This window comes from Mycobacterium ostraviense (genome assembly GCF_002705925.1).
Taxonomy (GTDB): Bacteria; Actinomycetota; Actinomycetes; order Mycobacteriales; family Mycobacteriaceae; genus Mycobacterium; species Mycobacterium ostraviense.
Genome location: NZ_NKRE01000001.1, coordinates 5581471 through 5598524 on the forward strand (window position 1 = coordinate 5581471; position 17054 = coordinate 5598524).

General features: G+C 65.2%; 21 protein-coding genes and 2 pseudogenes. 16 read left to right on the forward strand and 7 right to left on the reverse strand.

Annotated features, from left to right (window positions below):
- The 3 genes from CDN38_RS25855 to CDN38_RS25865 all read left to right on the forward strand — a co-directional run.
- A partial coding sequence (locus CDN38_RS25855; RefSeq protein ID WP_244307482.1) for a carbohydrate ABC transporter permease occupies positions 1–535 on the forward strand: 535 nt, incomplete at its 5' end.
- A 4-nt stretch (positions 536–539) separates the two neighbouring features.
- Complete coding sequence (locus CDN38_RS25860) at positions 540–1610, forward strand: ABC transporter ATP-binding protein (RefSeq protein ID WP_075509365.1); 1071 nt, start codon at positions 540–542, stop codon at positions 1608–1610.
- 53 nt (positions 1611–1663) lie between these two features.
- Complete coding sequence (locus CDN38_RS25865) at positions 1664–2629, forward strand: patatin-like phospholipase family protein (RefSeq protein ID WP_075509367.1); 966 nt, start codon at positions 1664–1666, stop codon at positions 2627–2629.
- A 37-nt stretch (positions 2630–2666) separates the two neighbouring features.
- On the opposite strand, the pseudogene CDN38_RS25870 reads toward CDN38_RS25865, so the two are convergent.
- The 3 genes and pseudogenes from CDN38_RS25870 to CDN38_RS25880 form a co-directional block, all read right to left on the reverse strand.
- Positions 2667–3308: pseudogene (locus tag CDN38_RS25870) on the reverse strand (maleylpyruvate isomerase family mycothiol-dependent enzyme).
- A complete protein-coding gene (locus CDN38_RS25875; protein WP_075509366.1) occupies positions 3305–3793 on the reverse strand; it encodes an SRPBCC family protein in 489 nt (162 codons plus the stop codon). Before CDN38_RS25875 ends, CDN38_RS25870 begins: the two are co-directional and overlap by 4 nt.
- Positions 3790–4071 (reverse strand): annotated as a pseudogene (locus CDN38_RS25880) (ArsR/SmtB family transcription factor). Before CDN38_RS25880 ends, CDN38_RS25875 begins: the two are co-directional and overlap by 4 nt.
- 726 nt (positions 4072–4797) lie before the next feature.
- On the opposite strand from CDN38_RS25880, the gene CDN38_RS25885 reads away from it, so the two are divergent.
- The 8 genes from CDN38_RS25885 to CDN38_RS25920 all read left to right on the forward strand — a co-directional run bounded on the left by CDN38_RS25885 (position 4798) and on the right by CDN38_RS25920 (position 10252).
- Positions 4798–5634 (forward strand): DUF3097 domain-containing protein, encoded by an 837-nt coding sequence (locus CDN38_RS25885; protein ID WP_075513049.1) that lies wholly within the window; start codon positions 4798–4800, stop codon positions 5632–5634.
- Between the two features lie 174 nt (positions 5635–5808).
- Positions 5809–6333 carry an OsmC family protein gene (locus CDN38_RS25890; protein WP_075513050.1) on the forward strand — a complete coding sequence of 175 codons (525 nt, stop codon included), beginning with the start codon at positions 5809–5811 and terminating at the stop codon, positions 6331–6333.
- A 10-nt stretch (positions 6334–6343) separates the two neighbouring features.
- On the forward strand, positions 6344–6820 hold the full coding sequence (gene cynS / locus CDN38_RS25895; RefSeq protein ID WP_082277378.1) for a cyanase: 477 nt from the start codon (positions 6344–6346) through the stop codon (positions 6818–6820).
- Positions 6817–7884, forward strand: a complete 1068-nt coding sequence (locus CDN38_RS25900; protein ID WP_075513051.1) for an acyl-CoA dehydrogenase family protein — start codon at positions 6817–6819, stop codon at positions 7882–7884. Before cynS ends, CDN38_RS25900 begins: the two co-directional genes overlap by 4 nt.
- Positions 7885–7903: 19 nt before the next feature.
- On the forward strand, positions 7904–8518 hold the full coding sequence (locus CDN38_RS25905; protein WP_075513052.1) for an RNA polymerase sigma factor: 615 nt from the start codon (positions 7904–7906) through the stop codon (positions 8516–8518).
- A complete protein-coding gene (locus CDN38_RS25910; RefSeq protein WP_075513053.1) occupies positions 8515–8781 on the forward strand; it encodes a hypothetical protein in 267 nt (88 codons plus the stop codon). Before CDN38_RS25905 ends, CDN38_RS25910 begins: the two co-directional genes overlap by 4 nt.
- Complete coding sequence (locus tag CDN38_RS25915) at positions 8778–9338, forward strand: flavin reductase family protein (RefSeq protein ID WP_201258303.1); 561 nt, start codon at positions 8778–8780, stop codon at positions 9336–9338. Before CDN38_RS25910 ends, CDN38_RS25915 begins: the two co-directional genes overlap by 4 nt.
- Before the next feature lie 38 nt (positions 9339–9376).
- On the forward strand, positions 9377–10252 hold the full coding sequence (locus CDN38_RS25920) for a formate/nitrite transporter family protein (RefSeq protein WP_075513054.1): 876 nt from the start codon (positions 9377–9379) through the stop codon (positions 10250–10252).
- An 11-nt stretch (positions 10253–10263) separates the two neighbouring features.
- On the opposite strand, the gene CDN38_RS25925 is transcribed toward CDN38_RS25920, so the two are convergent.
- A complete protein-coding gene (locus CDN38_RS25925) occupies positions 10264–10521 on the reverse strand; it encodes a cold-shock protein (protein ID WP_082277379.1) in 258 nt (85 codons plus the stop codon).
- A gap of 283 nt (positions 10522–10804) precedes the next feature.
- Between CDN38_RS25925 and CDN38_RS25930 the strand changes: the two genes are divergently transcribed.
- On the forward strand, positions 10805–11689 hold the full coding sequence (locus CDN38_RS25930; RefSeq protein WP_075513055.1) for a universal stress protein: 885 nt from the start codon (positions 10805–10807) through the stop codon (positions 11687–11689).
- Between the two features lie 256 nt (positions 11690–11945).
- Positions 11946–12833, forward strand: coding sequence for a universal stress protein (locus CDN38_RS25935; RefSeq protein ID WP_075513056.1), 888 nt, complete (start codon positions 11946–11948; stop codon positions 12831–12833).
- On the opposite strand, the gene folE is transcribed toward CDN38_RS25935, so the two are convergent.
- Both folE and CDN38_RS25945 read right to left on the reverse strand, forming a co-directional pair.
- The gene (gene folE / locus CDN38_RS25940; RefSeq protein ID WP_233027044.1) at positions 12830–13564 is read right to left on the reverse strand and encodes a GTP cyclohydrolase I; all 735 of its coding nucleotides are present in this window, start codon (positions 13562–13564) and stop codon (positions 12830–12832) included. The genes CDN38_RS25935 and folE overlap by 4 nt on opposite strands.
- Positions 13565–13950: 386 nt before the next feature.
- Positions 13951–14400 (reverse strand): Hsp20/alpha crystallin family protein, encoded by a 450-nt coding sequence (locus tag CDN38_RS25945; RefSeq protein ID WP_075513077.1) that lies wholly within the window; start codon positions 14398–14400, stop codon positions 13951–13953.
- 146 nt (positions 14401–14546) lie between these two features.
- Between CDN38_RS25945 and CDN38_RS25950 the strand changes: the two genes are divergently transcribed.
- Both CDN38_RS25950 and CDN38_RS25955 read left to right on the forward strand, forming a co-directional pair.
- Complete coding sequence (locus CDN38_RS25950; protein WP_075513057.1) at positions 14547–14933, forward strand: MerR family transcriptional regulator; 387 nt, start codon at positions 14547–14549, stop codon at positions 14931–14933.
- A gap of 141 nt (positions 14934–15074) precedes the next feature.
- Entirely contained in the window at positions 15075–15743 is a 669-nt protein-coding gene (locus tag CDN38_RS25955) for a UdgX family uracil-DNA binding protein (RefSeq protein WP_099319265.1), read from the forward strand.
- A gap of 51 nt (positions 15744–15794) precedes the next feature.
- Here CDN38_RS25955 and CDN38_RS25960 read toward each other — a convergent pair whose 3' ends face one another.
- Positions 15795–16238 carry a MarR family winged helix-turn-helix transcriptional regulator gene (locus CDN38_RS25960; RefSeq protein WP_408633026.1) on the reverse strand — a complete coding sequence of 148 codons (444 nt, stop codon included), beginning with the start codon at positions 16236–16238 and terminating at the stop codon, positions 15795–15797.
- Between the two features lie 36 nt (positions 16239–16274).
- Between CDN38_RS25960 and CDN38_RS25965 the strand changes: the two genes are divergently transcribed.
- The gene (locus tag CDN38_RS25965; protein WP_075513060.1) at positions 16275–16982 is read left to right on the forward strand and encodes a class I SAM-dependent methyltransferase; all 708 of its coding nucleotides are present in this window, start codon (positions 16275–16277) and stop codon (positions 16980–16982) included.
- Positions 16983–17054 lie beyond the last annotated feature (72 nt).

Consider the following 17054-nt stretch of genomic DNA (forward strand, 5'->3'; position numbering starts at 1 on the left):
GCCGGATACTTCCTGTTCGCTGCCACTGCACACTTCCTTCCTCCAGGCTCTCAAGATCAAACCTGGTTCGGAAGTCTCCGAGAAACCGGGGGAAGCACACCTGGGGTGGGTAGACACACCGTGGGCGATGATCGTGCCGGGGTTGTTCGGCAGCGCCTTCGGCACCTACCTCATGCGGCAGTTCTTCCGGACTCTCCCAGCCGATCTCGAAGAGGCGGCGATCCTGGACGGCTGCTCGCCCTGGCAGATCTACTGGCGGATCCTGTTGCCGCATGCCCGGCCGGCGGTGATGGTGCTGGCCGTGCTCACCTGGGTGAATGTGTGGAACGATTTTCTGTGGCCGCTGCTGATGATCCAGCGCAACAGCCTGGCCACCCTGACCCTGGGCCTGGTGCGGTTGCGCGGCGAATACGTGGCGCGCTGGCCGGTTTTCATGGCGACGTCGATGCTCATACTCTTGCCGTTGGTGCTCGTCTACGCGGTGGCGCAGCGCTCGTTCATCCGCGGTATCGCCGCGACCGGACTCGGCGGATAGTCGCATGGCTTCGGTGACTTTCGAAGAGGCCACCCGGCGGTACCCCGGCGCCGACCGGCCCGCACTGGACCGTCTCGATCTCGTCGTCGGCGACGGTGAGTTCGTCGTGCTGGTCGGACCGTCCGGATGCGGCAAGACCACGTCGCTGCGGATGGTGGCCGGTTTGGAGAAACTGGATTCGGGCCGGATCCAGATCGGCGACCGGGACGTCACCAACCTCGATCCCAAGGATCGCGATGTCGCCATGGTCTTCCAGAACTACGCCCTCTACCCGCACATGACGGTGGCGCAGAACATGGGATTCGCGTTGAAGGTTGCCAAGACGCCGAAGCCGGAGATCCGCGAAAGGGTGCTGGCCGCCGCGAAATTGCTTGATTTGCAACCATACCTGGACCGCAAGCCCAAAGACCTCTCCGGCGGACAACGCCAGCGGGTGGCAATGGGGCGCGCCATTGTGCGCCGTCCCCAGGTGTTCCTGATGGACGAGCCGTTGTCCAACCTCGACGCCAAGCTGCGGGTGCAAACCCGCAATCAGATCGCCGCATTGCAACGTCAACTCGGTACCACCACGGTCTACGTCACCCATGATCAGGTCGAGGCCATGACGATGGGCGACCGGGTCGCGGTGCTGTGCGACGGGGTGTTGCAACAGTGCGCGCCGCCGCGGGACCTCTACCGCAACCCGGACAACGTGTTCGTCGCCGGATTCATCGGATCGCCGGCGATGAATCTGTTCACCCTACCGATCGCCGATTCCGCAGTGACACTGGGGGATTGGCCTATGGGTGTACCACGCGAGATAGCCACCGCCGCAGCGGAGATTGTCGTCGGCATTCGTCCCGAACATTTCGAGGTGGGCGACGTCGGCGTCGAAATTGAGGTCGACGTGGTGGAGGAGCTCGGCGCCGACGCCTATCTGTATGGCCGGATCAGTGGGGCAGGCCAGCTCGCCGGTCAGGCGATCGTCGCTCGCACGGACGGCCGTCAGCCGCCCGAGCGTGGCAGCCGCGTGCGGCTGCACCCCCAACCCGGCCAACTGCACTTCTTCGGAGCCGACGGCCGTCGGATTGCCTGACATCGGTGTGCCGCACACCGGTAACCACCCATGATGCGGCTATGGTGACGGCCATGAGCACGCACCGTGTCGATCTGGTCTGCGAAGGCGGCGGGGTCCGGGGGATCGGGCTGGTCGGCGCGGTGGACGCGCTGGACGCGGCCGGCTACCGGTTTCCCCGCGTTGCAGGGACCAGCGCCGGTGCGATCGTCGCGTCGCTGGTCGCTGCGCTGCAGGTTGCGGGGGAACCGCTGACACGTCTTTCCGAGATCATGCGCAGCATCGACTACTCGAAGTTCCTCGACCGCAGTCTTATCGGACACGTGCCGTTGATCGGCGGGGTGCTCTCGCTGCTGACGTCGGATGGCGTGTACCAGGGAACCTACCTGGAACAGCTGCTCACCGGTCTGCTAGCCGACCTGGGCGTGCGCACTTTCGCCGACTTGCGTACCGGCGATGAACCCGAGCAATTTGCCTGGTCGTTGGTGGTCACCGCCAGCGACCTGTCTCGACACCGGTTGGTTCGCATCCCATGGGATCTGGACTCCTATGGCATTGACCCGGACGACTTTTCGGTGGCCCGCGCGGTCCATGCCTCGTCGGCGATTCCGTTCGTGTTCGAGCCGGTTCGGGTCGCCGGCGCGACGTGGGTTGACGGAGCATTGCTGTCGAACTTTCCGGTGGGGCTGTTCGACCGGTCCGACGGCGGGCCGGAGTGGCCGACCTTCGGGATCCGGCTATCGTCGCGGCCGGGCATTCCGCCCACTCATCCGGTCCATGGGCCGGTGTCGTTGGGAATCGCCGCGATTGAGACGTTGGTCAGCAATCAGGACAACGCTTACATCGACGACCCGTGTACCGTGCGGCGCACTATCTTCGTCCCGGCAGATGCCATCAGCCCGATCGACTTCGATATCACCGCCGAACAACGCGAGGCCCTGTACCGGCGCGGGTTGCAAGCCGGTCAAGAGTTTCTGCAGACCTGGAACTACCGGGACTACATCGCGGCGTGCGGCGGCCCCGCCACACCGTTGGACTAAGCGCCCCGGGCCTGGTCGGTCGAGGCGGCTCGGGCAATCAGCTCAGCCGTTGTGCGAGCATGCGTTGTCCGGGACCGCCTAGGTCGGCGACGGCCTCGGCTCTGCCGGCCATGGTCATCAGCAGTGCTTCACCGGGCCCGGTCACTTCGGGTCCGTTGCCGTGTGTCCAGTCGACGTCGGTTGCGCGTAGCGGCAGTCCTTTGATCCGTGGTCGAGCGCCGAGCCGGGGGTTCTTCGGCACCAGCTGCAGTACGCGTTCGAGTCGCTCGGCGGCAATGGTGCGGGGCTGACCGAGCGGGCGCCGGATGTCCTGGTGGTGGATCATTCCGTCGACCAGCGCGACCATTCCGCCGAAACCCGCTGTCAGCCCTCATGGTTGGAGGTGTTGGCCGACGAACTCCAGCAATTCCGGTGGGGTAAGCGCTTAAAATTCTTGGACGCCGACTTCGTTGGCCCGTACCACCCGGCCCTTGACGAGCCGCTTCAGCAACCCCAATGCGTTGAGTTCCTCGTAGCTGAAGATATGCGCGACAACATCTTTGACGCTCCATCCGGCGCAGAGGCTGGGTCTGGCCCACTGCTGTGGGGTCAGGGTCGCCAGGAATTCCGCCAGTTCTGCGCGCTCGGCGCGGGCCATGCTCATCATGGTGGCTTGTGCGCCACCACCGTCGACGGTCATGGCCGTACCTCGACACCGAACAGGCCGGCATAGCGGTGCAGGTACAACGGCCAACCGGCCCCGCCATCGACGCCGTCTGCCACCGATTCCCATCCCGGACCGTGTCGATCGAGGTGACGGTGCTCGAGGTCCACCCGGGTCGTCTCGGCGGACTCGGCGGTGAAGCGGACCTCAACCTCACTGGTCTTGGAAAGATCGGTTTCGGGCTGCCAGGTAGGCCCGATATCCCAGGTGAACACCACCCGATGGGGCGGTTCGCAGACCAGCACCCGCGCCCATCTGCACACGCTGCCGTCAACGCCACGGTCGTAGATGTGTCCTCCCGCAACGCATTCGAATACCGTTTCGGCGATCGGCACCCTGAGTAGGTTGTGCTCGCGGGGCTTGAAGTCGCCAAACCGAGCGGTGAACACGCTGAAGGCGCGCTCGATCGAGGCATTGACGACGACATGGTGGTGGATTGCGGTGCTTCCCGGACGTGTCATCCGCGGTCTCCTTCAATGTCGATGGTCTGTGCGTAGCTGGTCAGGGCTTGTGTCCAGAACCGGTCGAGGTCGGCCCGTAATGCCTCGAGACCGGTCGGGTCGAGCTGGTAGACCCGACGTGTGCCCGCGGCGCGGTCGCAGACCAGCCCGGCTGCTTTGAGCACCTTGAGGTGCTGTGACGCGAGCCAGTTCACCCACGGCCGACGGACCATGAGCAAACGTTCCATGATGGCCCGCCGAGTCCCGTCGGCCAGCGCCTGCCAAGCCTGGGCGCCCATTTGGTAAGTGGCCACGAACCGTAAAGCTATGGTTACCAATACCGTGATTCAAGATCCGATGGGTTTGGCTGTGGCGGGGCCGCCGATGTTCTCCCGCCCGATGGCATCCGCCAGGCGCCGCGGTGGGTCGGTGGCTGACGGCGCCGAGTGTGCTTAGGGGGCGCCGAGTGTGCTCTGGGGGCGTCGACTGTGCCGTCAGGGCGGCCGATCGTGGCGGTTCCCGCCCTACATACACAGTCAAAGCCGTCGCCGCACACTCGATACGGCGGCAGGACCGCCGATTCGGTGAGCACGTGCGACATCCCCCGAGCGCCGTATCGGCGTGCCGAAAACAGAACCAAGACGTGCGCCGGCAGCCAAGGCAGCGCAAGCAGGACATCGTTGGCCAGCAGCATTCGTGATCATCATGAATTTCCGAGTGAGACAGGCATTTTCGCTGGAGAGCCACGGCGCGCCGCAACCCTGTTCCGGCGAGTGGCCGCCTAGCTTCGCTAGCTTCGCTAGATCCGGCTTCGCTAGATCCGGCACAGCCGGAATTTTGAGTCAAGTTTGACGTACTTGGGCTCGATTTGGCGTCTAGGCGGCCAATAGTGTTGTGCGACTGAGGTTTTCCAGGGCACCGGTCCGCCGGTCACGGTCTCAACCCCATCCGACCGGAGCCCCAAGACCAAAGCTGACCACGACATGCCTCGTCGGGCTGGGGTGAAACCCCGTTAGTATTGCCGCGTGGTGGATCGTTATGGCAGCGACGTCTTGTCCGGGGGAGGGCGGCGCACGCCGCGATCGGTTGAGCATCCCGTCGAGATCGGCATGGTGGTCGAGGACGCTGAAAGCGGCTACGTCGGCGCCGTGGTCCGAGTCGAATACGGCCGCATCGACCTCGAAGACCGCCACGGTAAGACCCGCGGTTTTCCGCTCGGGCCCGGTTACCTGATCGACGGTCGACCGGTAATCCTCACTGCGCCGCGGCGCCCGGCGCCGGTCACGCCGAAGCGAACGGCATCCGGGTCGGTCGCGGTCCCCGGTGCCCGCGCTCGGGTTGCCCGCGCCAGCCGGATCTACGTCGAGGGACGTCACGACGCCGAGCTCGTCGCACAGGTCTGGGGGGAAGACCTGCGCATCGAAGGCGTTGTGGTGGAGCACCTCGGTGGCGTCGACGACCTGGTGCGCATCGTCGCCGATTTCCGGCCCGGATCGCGCTGTCGACTCGGCGTTCTGGTGGACCACCTCGTCCCCGGGTCGAAAGAGGCCCGCATTGCCGACGCGGTGCGCCAGGGGCCGGGAGGCTCGGACACCCTGGTCGTCGGTCACCCTTACATCGATATTTGGCAGGCCGTGAAACCCGATCGGCTCGGATTGAAGGCGTGGCCGAGCGTACCCCGGCACATCGAGTGGAAGCACGGAGTCTGTCAGGCACTGGGCTGGCCGCACGCCGACCAGGCGGATATCGCCACGGCGTGGCGGCGTATCCGGTCAACGGTCCGCGACTGGAACGATCTGGAGCCCGCGCTGATCAGCCGGGTCGAAGAACTGATCGACTTCGTTACCCAGCCTGCCGCCTAGCCGCCCAGGCGATCGCTTGTAGCGGTCAAAGCTGCGGCCCTCCATGTTTCCGGCAGGTGAGTTTTGTGTCGATCGTGTAAAAGACTGCCGATCGTCGTCACGTCTGCGCATCTGCCGGGCACTAACACTTGACGGTAGAAACTATTCGCTTTGAAAAGAAACGGAGGAGTCGACGTGACCGACGTGCTTGTCATCGATGCCGACGGCCTGGACCGACTGTCGTGCAACGCCAAGACCGACCCCAGCACCGGCAAGAAGACACTGAAAGCCAAGACGGTGTGTGAGAGCGGCTTTCGCAACATGACCTACGTGCGCGACCTGGCGCCCATGCTCGTCGGCGAACCCCCCGCGTTGCTGGGTGACGACTCGGCGCCCAACCCCTCGGAGACGACTCTGGCGGCCCTGGGCTCCTGCATCTCGGTGGGCCTGCTGGCCAACGCCACCCACCGTGGCGTGACCCTGACCAAGATCGAGGTCGAGATGGAAGGTGACATCGACATCTCCGCCGTGTGGGGCGTCGGCGACACCCCGGCCGGCAAGGTCCTCGGCTTCATCGCGGTGCGCTGCCGGGTCACCCTGGCCGGAGATGCCGACGAAGAGACGTTGCGGGAGATCCACGACAACGCGATCGCCTGGTCGCCCGTGGTGAACACGTTCCGCCGTCCGGCTACCGTCGACTCGACGCTGACCATCGACTAGGCATCGCCACGTGACATACAACGCGACCAGGCTGCAGCTCGCCGAAGCCATCAAGCTGGCCCGGATGGCAAAGGGATTGAGCTGGACCAAGATCGCCGACGCAATCGGCAAGGACCGGGTGTGGACGGTAGCGGCGCTGCTGGGCCAGCACCCGCTGTCGGCTGACGACGCCTCGACTGTCGCGGCACTGCTCGACCTCGACGACGACGCGGTCGCCGCTCTGCAGTTGACGCCCTACCGGGGATCCGCCGAATCGGCGTCGGCGGATCCGACGATCTACCGGTTCCATGAGGCGCTGTCGCTCTACGGGCCCGCCGTCAAGGAGCTGATCGCCGAGGAGTTCGGCGACGGGATCATGAGCGCCATCAACTTCCGGATGAGTGTGCAGCGTCGTCCGGATCCGCAAGGTGATCGGGTGATTGTGACCTTCGACGGCAAGTTTCTCGACTACACATGGAACAACACGGAACAGGAGGTCATGTCGTGACCGCCACCATCGACGCCGCGATCGACTTGCTCGATTCGGAGCTGCTGGCAGACATCCGCGCGCACGCCGGTGTGCTGGACCGCGGAGACGACACCGCCCGCCGCAGCTTTGCGGGCCTGGGGGCAGCCGGACTGCTCGGGCTCGGTGCTCCCGGTAACATCGACGGGCGGCTGCCACAGATGGCCCAGGTGATCCGAATGATCTCCGGAGAGTGCATGAGCACCGGGTTCTGCGTATGGGCCAACCGGATGGCGATCGAGTACTTACTCACCGCCGCAACGGAATACAGCATGACCGTGGCCCAGCCGCTGCTGGCCGGCACCGCGCTGGGCATCACCGGAATGGCGGCAGCCTTCAAAGACGCGGCCGGCTGCGGCAGCCTGGAGCTCACCGCCGCAGCCGTCCCGGGCGGCTACCAGCTGAGCGGGTCGATCAGGTGGGCCAGCAACCTGTACCACGACTCGGTCTTGGTGACTGCGGCGCGCACGGAACGCGGCGACAAATTGATCGTGGCCGTGCCGTTGAGCACACCGGGTATCACCATTGGTGATCACTTCGAACTCTTGGCGATGGGCAGCACTGCCTCGTCGTATCTGGAGTTGACCGATGTGTACGTCGGCGATGAGCAGGTGCTGTCCACCGACTTCGACGGGTTTCTGGACGCGGTTCGCCCCACCTTTCTGGTCCTGCAGTCGGCAATGTGCCTCGGGCTGGCCAAGACCACGCTGACGCAATGCCGGATCGGCCTCACCGGAGTGAATTCGGTGTTCGCCCCCGACGTCGACCTGATCGCGGGAAAGCTCGCGCTGGCCGAGACCACCTTGGCCAGCGTGGCCGCATTCGTCGGCGGCCAGCAACCGCCGAACAAGAAGGAGTTGCTCTCGCTACGCCTCAGCGCGGCCGAAATCGCCAGTGCCAGCGCCGCGCTGGAGATTCGTACGGCCGGCGGGAAGGGCTATGCCAGCAGGACGCCGGCGAGCCGCCGATACCGGGAAGCCGCATTCCTGCCCGTACAGTCGCCGTCGGAGGCACAGCTGCGATGGGAACTGGGGGGATGCCGTTGAGTGACCGCTCGGGTCGACGATGACCCCGGTCGCGGTCCCACCCGGATCCGCATCCGAGCACCTGGTCGGCGGGGTTCCGCTGGCCGGCTTGGTGCGCGACTATCACCGCCAAATGGTGAGTTTTGCTTGCACAATGGTGAATTCGCCGACGGTGGCCGAAGAAGCGGTACAAGAAGCATGGGTTCAGGTGATGCAGTCGTCGGCCTCGTTCGAGGGCCGCTCGTCAGTGGCCACCTGGTTGTTCGGGATCGTCAAGAACACCGCGTCGCGGCACCGGCGCCGCGAATCCCGGATCCGCGAGCACGAGGTGCTGGCCACCGACGACGCCGACCCGCTGTCGGACCGGATGCACCCGGCCGGTCACCCCGACTCCGGGCACTGGAGCGTGCCGCCGTCGAGGCGGTTCCTCCCCGAGGACCGCACCGTCGCAAGGGAACTCGTCGAGCAGGTGCGCGCGGCGCTGGATACGCTGCCGCAGCGGCAGCGACAGCTGGTAATCCTGCGCGACCTGGTCGGCACCTCGGCCGAAGAGGCCTCCGAGATCCTCGAGCTGTCCGCCGAGGCGCAACGTGCCCTGCTCTACCGTGGCCGGGCAAACCTCCGAAATGAACTGGAAAAGCGGTACCAACGATGACCGTCTACGACAACACGGTCCCCGCCGTCGACTGCGTTGATTTCGTCCGACTCGTCGACGACCTGGTGGACTCGGACCCGCGGGAGTGGGGAGCGATCGTGGCCAAACATATCGACGAGTGCCCGCCATGTCTGGTGTATCTGCAGCAAATGCTGGACCTCAAGGTTCTGCTCAATCACGTATTCGACGGGGAAAGGCTCAGCGACGAGCACATCGCGGGGGTTATCAACACGATCGACACCCTCAGGAAAGGCCAAGAATGACCAACGCCAGTGCACACTCGTCGCAACCGGATCGCCGCCCGGACCAGGTTTGGACACTGGGTGGACCCGTTGACGCCACATCGATGCGAAACGCCATGGGCGCCTTTCCCTCCGGCGTCACCGTCCTGACCACCCGACTGGGCGACCGATCGGTCGGCATGACCATCAGCTCGTTTGCCTCGGTGTCCCTGGACCCGCCGCTGTTGCTGCAGTGTGTGGCGCGCAGCGCGGGCAGCCTGCCGGCCTTCCGCATCGGCAGCTCCGTGGCCGTCAACGTGTTGGCGAACGACCAAGCGAGCCTGGCGCGCCGCTTCGCCAGCAAGGTCGACGATCGGTTCGAGGGAGTCGCATTCGACACCGATGACTGCGGTTGCCCGGTCCTTGTCGGTGCGGCCGCTTCGGTAAGCGGCTTTATCGACCGGATCTACGATGCGGGCGACCACGTCATCCTGCTCATCCGCGCCTGCGCCGTGCGCCGCGCCGGTGGCCTGCCGCTGCTCTATTACTCGGGACGGATGCACGATTGGGCAGACACCGTCCACCCGGTGGCTTCTTAAGCGACGCAACGCTTTCCATACTTACCGATAGGCGTATCATGTCCCAGCTCGCCCTGGGCCCAGAACGCGTGGGCCCGTTTCCCGATGATCGCCGGGCCGGTGATCCGTTCGAACCACTCGGTGTCCCGGCCATGGTGACCCGAATTGCGGACATGGCGCTCGAGAAATCCGCCCATCCGTGGGCGTTCCTGATCCGCTCACTGGTCGGCGGCGCGATGGTGGGTTTCGGCGCGTTGTTGTCGTTGGTCGTCAGCACCGGGGTCGGCACGCCCGGTATCGCCAGCTTGCTGATGGGGCTGGCGTTCGGCATGTCTTTTGTTCTCATCCTGGTGTCAGGGGCATCACTGATCACCGCTGACATGGCAGCCGGCTTTTTCGCGGTGCTGCAGGGACGCATGAGCATCAGCTGCTATCTGCAGCTGATGCTCATCGGACTGATAGGCAATATCGTTGGCGCACTGGTATTCATCGCCGTCTGCGCCGCGGCCGGGGGTCCGTATCTGGGTGCCTTCGCCACGCGTGCGGCAATTGTCGGCGCCCAGAAGGCCGGCCAGCCCTTATGGACCGCCTTTCTGCTGGCGGTGTTGTGCACCTGGTTCCTGCAAACCGCCATGTGCATGTACTACAAGGCGCGCAGCGACGTGGCCCGGATGGGCTTCGCGTTCTACGGGCCCTTCGCATTCGTGGTCGGCAGCGATCAGCACGTCGTGGCAAATGTCGGATTCCTGGGACTTCCGTTGCTGCTCAATGCATTTCACCGGGATGCCCCACATTGCGGGATCAGCTGGGGCTGGGGAGCTCACGGCTTGGTGACCAATATCTGCGTTACCAGCCTCGGCAATCTGGTCGGCGGCACGGTTTTCGTGGCGCTGCCGTTCTACGTCATAGCGCGGCTTCAGCCGCGGGAGCAGTAGTCGGCGCGCCGTTAGAGGATGTGTACGGCTTGCGCCAGCGGCCAGTGCCGTGTGCCTCCGGTTTGGTAGCTCACGTGCTGGCCTTCATGAACGCCGCCCGCAGGCCAATCGACGATCTCGGAGGAATCGATGAAGACGTCGCGATCGCCGTCTGCGGGATGGACGAATCCGAATCCGCGCTCGTCATCGAACCAGTTGATAACGCCATACGACACGGTCGCCATCGAATCCAGCATCGCTTCGACGTTGTAGCTATTGATGACGGGCATTGTGACAGCCTTCCCCTCGTTACTGCCGGTGGACTCCGACTTGCCAGACCGTATCCATGGAGCGGGGAATCGGCGTAGGGTCCTTCGACTCTGATTTCGTGAGCTCTTCGGCCCGCCGGCGAGCTGACTGGGATCAACCGCGTCAAAGTGAGGTCCATGGTCTCTGCTGAACCGGGCGGCTGTCGTATACGGTCAGGTCGAGACTCGCGCCGCCCAGTTTGTGCTGACGTGAGGATCCGGTGCCGGTCGCTGGTACCCATCGGGCCGCCGCAAGGAGGGTGAAATGTCCAGGGATACAACGCAATACGGGATTTTGGTAGGCATTGACGGCTCGGCGCAATCGGACGCGGCGGTGGCCTGGGCCGCCCGCGAGGCGATCTTGCACCAGATGCCGGTCACCTTGATGCACGGTGTCGCCCCCGTAGTCGTCGGTTGGCCGGTGGGCCAGCTCTACACCGAAATGCCGGAGTGGCAGAAAGACGAAGCACAAACCGTGATCGAGCGGGCGCGCCGGGTGCTGGACGAGAGCCTGGGCGAATCCGGCCCGCCGGACGTCCGCACCGAGGTGGTTTATTCCAACATCGTGCCGGCGCTCATCGACGCCTCCGAGGATGCCTGGATGACCGTCGTCGGCAGTCAGGGTATGGGCGCGCTGGGCCGCGCATTGTTGGGATCGGTGAGTTCGGCGTTGTTGCACCATGCGCATTGCCCGGTAGCGGTCATTCATTCCGACGATGGTGTGGCTCCGGACACCAGCGCGCCGGTGCTGGTGGGCATCGACGGATCACCGGCCTCGGAAGCCGCGACGGCCTTGGCATTCGACGAAGCCTCCCGTCGCGGCGTAGACCTGGTCGCGTTGCACGCATGGAGTGACGTCGGCGTTTTCCCCATCCTGGGGATGGACTGGCGCGATCGCGAGAGTCAGGGAGAGGAAGTTCTCGCCGAACGCCTCGCAGGTTGGCAAGAGCAGTATCCGGACGTCCATGTTCAGCGGTCGCTGGTCTGTGACAAGCCAGCGCACTGGCTGCTCGAGGGAGCCCAACGCGCGCAATTAGTGGTGGTCGGAAGTCGCGGCCGCGGGGGATTTCCCGGCATGCTCCTCGGTTCGGTCGGCTCTGCCGTGGCCCACTCGGCGAAAATCCCGGTCATCGTCGTGCGTCCCGCCTGATCGGCGGCCGCCGTGCACGAAACACCCGAAACACCCGAAACAGAGGTCTTTGGTCCCTGCTGGTCAGGCCGTTCGGAAGACGCCACAGCGGTATGTGTTTTGTAGCTTGGCGTTATGACCCGGGTGATCGGCCGGCAGATCGGCCGGCACTGCGCCGGTGCGCCGAGCGGGGCCGCAAAGATGGGCCGAATCGGCGTCGACACACTATTGGTCGCAGCTTTGCCGACACACGTCAGGTAATCGGAGGAGCAACGAAATGTCGATTTTGGAAAAGCGTCTCGGCGTTGTCGTCGGAGCCGACGGCTCACCCGCCTCGAATGCCGCGGTATGTTGGGCGGCCCGCGACGCCGCGATGCGCAACGTTCAGCTGACCATCGTCCATGTGGTGAGCACGGATGTGGCGACCTGGCCGCCGATGCCTTACCCGGATACCTGGGCGGTGTGGCAGGAAGACGAGGGGCGCAAGATTCTGGCCGCTGCGCACAAGATCGCCGACGAGTCGGTCACGGGGGAGCGCAAGCTCACCGTGAAGAGTGAGATCGTGTTTTCCACGCCGGTACCCACCATGGTCGAAATGTCGGCCGAGGCGGAGATGATCGTCGTCGGCAGCTCCGGCCGCGGCGCGTTGGCCCGGGTCTTGCTGGGTTCGGTCAGTTCGAGCCTGGTGAGACGTGCCCGGTGTCCGGTCGCGATCATCCGTGACGAAGATCCATTGATGCCCGATCCGTTGCACGCCCCGGTGTTGCTCGGGATCGACGGGTCACCGGCGTCGGAGGCCGCGGTGGCGGTGGCGTTCGACGAAGCATCCCGCCGCGGGGTCGAGCTGATCGCGCTGCATGCGTGGAGCGATCTCGAGGTGGTCGAACTGCCGGGACTGAACTGGTCCGCGGTGGAAGCCGAAGCCCAGGTCCTGCTTGCCGAGAGGTTGGCCGGCTGGCAGGAGCGCTATCCCGACGTGACCGTGCGCCGAGTGGTCGTATGCGACCGCCCGGCACGGCAGCTCGTCGAAAGGTCGCAAACCGCACAGTTAGTCGTGGTCGGAAGTCACGGCCGCGGTGGCGTCACCGGCGTGCTACTGGGTTCGGTGAGCAACGCGGTGGTGCACGCCGTGCGGATGCCCGTGATCGTGGCGAGGTCGGCTTAACAGGCGCCGGGGCGGCCGCCGGAATGTAGGTGATGGACCAGCGCTATTTCCCGGTCCAGCCACATGCCTTTGCGGGACTCGGTGGTTGCCTTGGCAGCCGGCTCGCGTATTCCGCGCAGTCTCATGCAGTCGTGTCGCGCGGTAATGACACACATGGCACCGGAAGGGTTGAGCTTGCGCATGATCCCTGCGGTCGCCTGGTGCCCGATGCGCTCCTGAACCTGCAGTCGCGCGGCGTAACCGTGGACCAGCCGGGCAAGCTTGGATAGGCCTACGATGCGCTGCCCGGGATGGGGGCGGTAGGCGATGGTGGCGGTCCCCGAGAACGGCAACAGATGGTGCGCGCAGGTGGAGGCGAACGAGATGCCGTGCATGACGATCAGCCCGGGGTCGTCCGGAGCGGGAAAATCGGTGTCAAGGTGGTTTTCGGGCACCTCGTTGTATCCCCACAGCATCTCCCGCCACGCGCGGGCGACACGCGCAGGTGTCTCGGCGGTGTGCTCGCCCTCGTCCACGCCTAGGGCGGAAAGAAGCTGCCGTACGGCTCCCTCGACGGCCACGTCGGCGTTGTTGTCCCACCACACCGGCGAATCCGTCGCCTGGTAACCGATGTCTGCGGGGTAGGCCGCGGCCCCGTGTGCAACCTCGTCGTTGGTCATCGCCCAGCCACTAGAGCCGAAAGGCGGCATCTGGTAAGTGGCCTGGCGCGGTGCCGAGGGGATGGCCGTCATGCCACCCGCCGGATCGCGGCCTCAGCGCTGACTGCGACGCTGGTCATTCTCGATTCCCGTCCGGACGGCTGACCCCGTGCCCAACCTTCACGGTGCGCCCTTCCTGCTCGCGGTGTGTGGCAGGAGCGGGTCCGACGCGGACACTGCTCCGTCAGTTACCATGCCCGCGCCTTGGGGCGATGTCTGTCGGCTGACCGGCCACTGCTCGGATGAATCTCGTGTCTCCCGATCGAGGGAATCCTCACCGTTGCCCGGTCTGCCCCGCGGCAATGCGGGGTGCGCGGTCAAGGAGCAAACGGTCCCAGCTCTGCGGACGGCGAAGCCAGAAGGCGCGGCGAGTCGGGGCCGGCGATGCCGGCGCCGGTCGCCGCGCCTCCACCCCGCGATCAGGCTTCGATCACCTCGGGTTGCGCTTCAGCCTCGTCGATGGCCTTGTGGCCATTGCCGCGGGCGACCGAGATCTTGCGCGGCTTGGCCCGTTCGGCCACCGGGATCACCAGTCTCAGGACGCCTTCCTGGTAGCACGCCTCGATCCGGTCCGTGTCGAGGTTTTCGCCGAGCACCAGCTGGCGGCTGAACACGCCGCGCGGCCGCTCGCTGGCCAGCATTTCCCGATTCGGATCGACGCTGGGCCGTTCTGCGCGCACGGTCACCACGTTGCGCTCGATATCGATGTCGAGGGAGTTGGCGTCGATGCCGGGCAGGTCGAACTCGACGACGAATTTTTCGCCCTCCCGCCACGCATCCATGGGCATCACCGCTGGCCGGGCGGCCGTGCCCAGCACCTGCTGGGCGAAGCGGTCCAGATCACGGAACGGGTCGGTGCGCATCAGCATGGTGGTCACCTCTCACTCCAATCTGCTGGGTCCGGTGAGTTGTATATCTATGGACATAGCCATAGATTTCTTATAACACTATCGACATTAGAATGCAAGTGTGATAGAGAGGTTTTCTATGCGAGTAGCGGTCGAGGAGATGGGCTATGGCTGACCGTCCCGGCGAAACCGGCGCGCCGGCGCCTGACCAGGGCGTGTACGGCATCTCGGTGGCAGCCGAGCTCTCCGGTATCGCGGTGCAGTCGCTACGGCTGTATGAACGCTACGGATTATTGACCCCCGCTCGTAGTGACGGTGGAACACGGCGCTACAGCGCCGACGATTTGGCCCGGCTGCAGCGGATCAGCGCTCTGGTTGACGCCGGAATCAATCTGGCCGGAATTGCGCGCATCCTCAGTCTCGAAGACGACAATGCGGCACTGGCTGCTGCGAACGACGACTTGCAGGCCACCAACCGCTCCCTGCGCAACGCCGCGAAAGCGACCGCAAGATCGACCCGAGCCAGCCGAGTTGCCGCCGGCGACGGAGCCTGATGGCGGGGCTCGGCCCGGATTGCGTGCCGTCGAAGCGGGTACCCCGAGTGGTGACGCTCGTCGATGAAGGAATACCGGTGTGGCAGCAGCAGAAGGTACCGAGGTCGGCGCCGACACAGTCGGCCGAAGCGGGCTACGACCATGACCACAGCGCCTGCCGCGGGGGCGGGGCGTTACCTCCCTGACGAACGTGAATTGACCCCTTTGGAGGACGCGGCAAGTAGTTGTCGGGGCTGCGCGCTATACGCCGACGCCCCCCGGACCGTCTTCGGCCACGGCAGGTCCGACGCACCGCTCATGTTGGTCGGGGAACAGCCGGGCGATCGCGAGGACCAGGAGGGACTTCCGTTCGTCGGCCCGGCCGGCCGACTGCTGCAGCGGGCTCTCGACGACGCCGGCATCGACCCGGGATTGACCTATCAGACCAATGCCGTCAAGCACTTCAAGTTCCGCAGGCAGGGCAAGCGGCGCATACATCAGAAACCCTCCCGAACCGAAGTCGTGGCGTGCCGCCCCTGGCTGATCGCCGAAATCGAGGCAGTACAGCCACAATTGATCGTGTGCCTGGGTGCTACGGCCGCACAATCCTTGCTGGGCAGCGCGTTTCGCGTGACCGCACATCGTGGTGAACGGTTGCGGCTGTCCGCGACGTTGCGGGTCGCGGTCAACCCCGAACCACTGGTGACGACAACGGTTCACCCGTCGGCGGTGCTGCGGGATCGCAGTGACCGCCGCGGCGAGGCCTACACACTGTTTGTCGAGGACCTCAAGAGTGCGCGGGCCGGCATGGACTTGCCCACCGGGCACTGATCGGGCCGTCAGCCGCCGGGGTGCCGACGAAGCCAGGGCACCGCTCCCGCTTTAGTGTGGGTCGGTGCCCAGGGTGACCAGGATGCGCTTGAATTCGTGGCGTTGCTTGGACGTTAGGTTGCCCAGGAGCCGGTGTTCTGCCGCACGCACCCCGGCGTCGGTACGGGTCACCAGCTCTTCGCCTTCTCGGGTCAACTGAGCGGGTAGCGATCTGCCGGAAGTCGCGCTGGCGGGACGGGTAACGAGGCCACGGGCCTCGAGCCCGCGCAACACCATGTTCATCGCTTGTGGTGAAACGTTGACGGCACGGGCTAGCTCGGCATTGGATCGCCCGGGGCACTTGGACAGCACGCGCATACAGAGGTATTCGGGAAACGCGACCTCCAACGGGTCCAGAACTCTTAGTGTCACTTCGGTCCTCAGCGCATGCAGCACCCGGCCGAGCAGGTAGCCCAGCGGCTGGTCCTCGTCGAGTAGCGCGCTCATATCAATCATCTTGACACATATCAACCTGGTTGATACACCGAAGGCATGACCAACCCGCAAAACATGTTCGCAACAGATCCGCAAGCGATGTTCGAATCGTTCTACCGTGGTGAGGTTCCCGAGATCGGGGCCGCGAAACCGCCGTGGAGTATCGGCGAGCCGCAGCCCGAGTTCGCGGCGCTCATCGATCAAGGAAGGTTCCACGGTGAAGTGCTCGACGTCGGGTGCGGGGAGGCGGCGATCGACCTCTATCTCGCTGAACGAGGCTTCACCACAGTGGGGCTCGACCTGTCTCCGACCGCGATCGAGCTGGCCCGCAAGGAGGCCGAAAAGCGGGGCCTGGCCAACGCCAGCTTCGAGGTCGCTGACATCAGCGCGTTTACCGGATACGACGGGCGGTTCGGCACGATCGTCGACAGCACCCTGTTCCATTCCATCCCGGTTGAGGCCCGCGAAGGCTACCAGCAGTCCATCGTGCGCGCCGCTGCGCCGGGTGCGTCGTACTTTGCGCTGGTGTTCGACCGCGCCGGGCTGCCGGAGGGCTTGGCCAACCCGGTCACCGAGGAGGAGCTGCGCGAAGTGGTGTGCAAGTACTGGGCCATCGACGAGATCAGGCCGGCGCGCATTCACGGCAATATGCCCGACCAATTTCCGCAAGGCTTGCCTATGCCGATCGACGCCATGCGTGACGAGCCCAAGGGCCGCAAGTCGGTCCCGGCCTGGCTGCTGATCGCCCACCTGCCCGGGAGCTGACCGCGTCCCAACGGCCGCGCCCCGACCCCTATAGCGGCTTTCGTGCCCGCTATGGGGGTGCAGGACAAAGGC

What these genes read in the sequence shown, in the direction of transcription:
- CDN38_RS25865 (WP_075509367.1), top strand. Translation starts at nt 1,664, where the DNA reads ATGAGCACGCACCGTGTCGATCTGGTCTGCGAAGGCGGCGGGGTCCGG.
- CDN38_RS25925 (WP_082277379.1), bottom strand. Translation starts at nt 10,521, where the DNA reads ATGCCCGTCATCAATAGCTACAACGTCGAAGCGATGCTGGATTCGATG.
- CDN38_RS25950 (WP_075513057.1), top strand. Translation starts at nt 14,547, where the DNA reads ATGGCTGACCGTCCCGGCGAAACCGGCGCGCCGGCGCCTGACCAGGGC.
- CDN38_RS25965 (WP_075513060.1), top strand. Translation starts at nt 16,275, where the DNA reads ATGACCAACCCGCAAAACATGTTCGCAACAGATCCGCAAGCGATGTTC.
- CDN38_RS25910 (WP_075513053.1), top strand. Translation starts at nt 8,515, where the DNA reads ATGACCGTCTACGACAACACGGTCCCCGCCGTCGACTGCGTTGATTTC.
- CDN38_RS25960 (WP_408633026.1), bottom strand. Translation starts at nt 16,238, where the DNA reads ATGATTGATATGAGCGCGCTACTCGACGAGGACCAGCCGCTGGGCTAC.
- CDN38_RS25915 (WP_201258303.1), top strand. Translation starts at nt 8,778, where the DNA reads ATGACCAACGCCAGTGCACACTCGTCGCAACCGGATCGCCGCCCGGAC.
- CDN38_RS25930 (WP_075513055.1), top strand. Translation starts at nt 10,805, where the DNA reads ATGTCCAGGGATACAACGCAATACGGGATTTTGGTAGGCATTGACGGC.
- CDN38_RS25905 (WP_075513052.1), top strand. Translation starts at nt 7,904, where the DNA reads ATGACCCCGGTCGCGGTCCCACCCGGATCCGCATCCGAGCACCTGGTC.
- CDN38_RS25955 (WP_099319265.1), top strand. Translation starts at nt 15,075, where the DNA reads ATGACCACAGCGCCTGCCGCGGGGGCGGGGCGTTACCTCCCTGACGAA.
- folE (WP_233027044.1), bottom strand. Translation starts at nt 13,564, where the DNA reads ATGACGGCCATCCCCTCGGCACCGCGCCAGGCCACTTACCAGATGCCG.
- CDN38_RS25875 (WP_075509366.1), bottom strand. Translation starts at nt 3,793, where the DNA reads ATGACACGTCCGGGAAGCACCGCAATCCACCACCATGTCGTCGTCAAT.
- CDN38_RS25860 (WP_075509365.1), top strand. Translation starts at nt 540, where the DNA reads ATGGCTTCGGTGACTTTCGAAGAGGCCACCCGGCGGTACCCCGGCGCC.
- CDN38_RS25920 (WP_075513054.1), top strand. Translation starts at nt 9,377, where the DNA reads ATGTCCCAGCTCGCCCTGGGCCCAGAACGCGTGGGCCCGTTTCCCGAT.
- CDN38_RS25945 (WP_075513077.1), bottom strand. Translation starts at nt 14,400, where the DNA reads ATGCTGATGCGCACCGACCCGTTCCGTGATCTGGACCGCTTCGCCCAG.
- CDN38_RS25935 (WP_075513056.1), top strand. Translation starts at nt 11,946, where the DNA reads ATGTCGATTTTGGAAAAGCGTCTCGGCGTTGTCGTCGGAGCCGACGGC.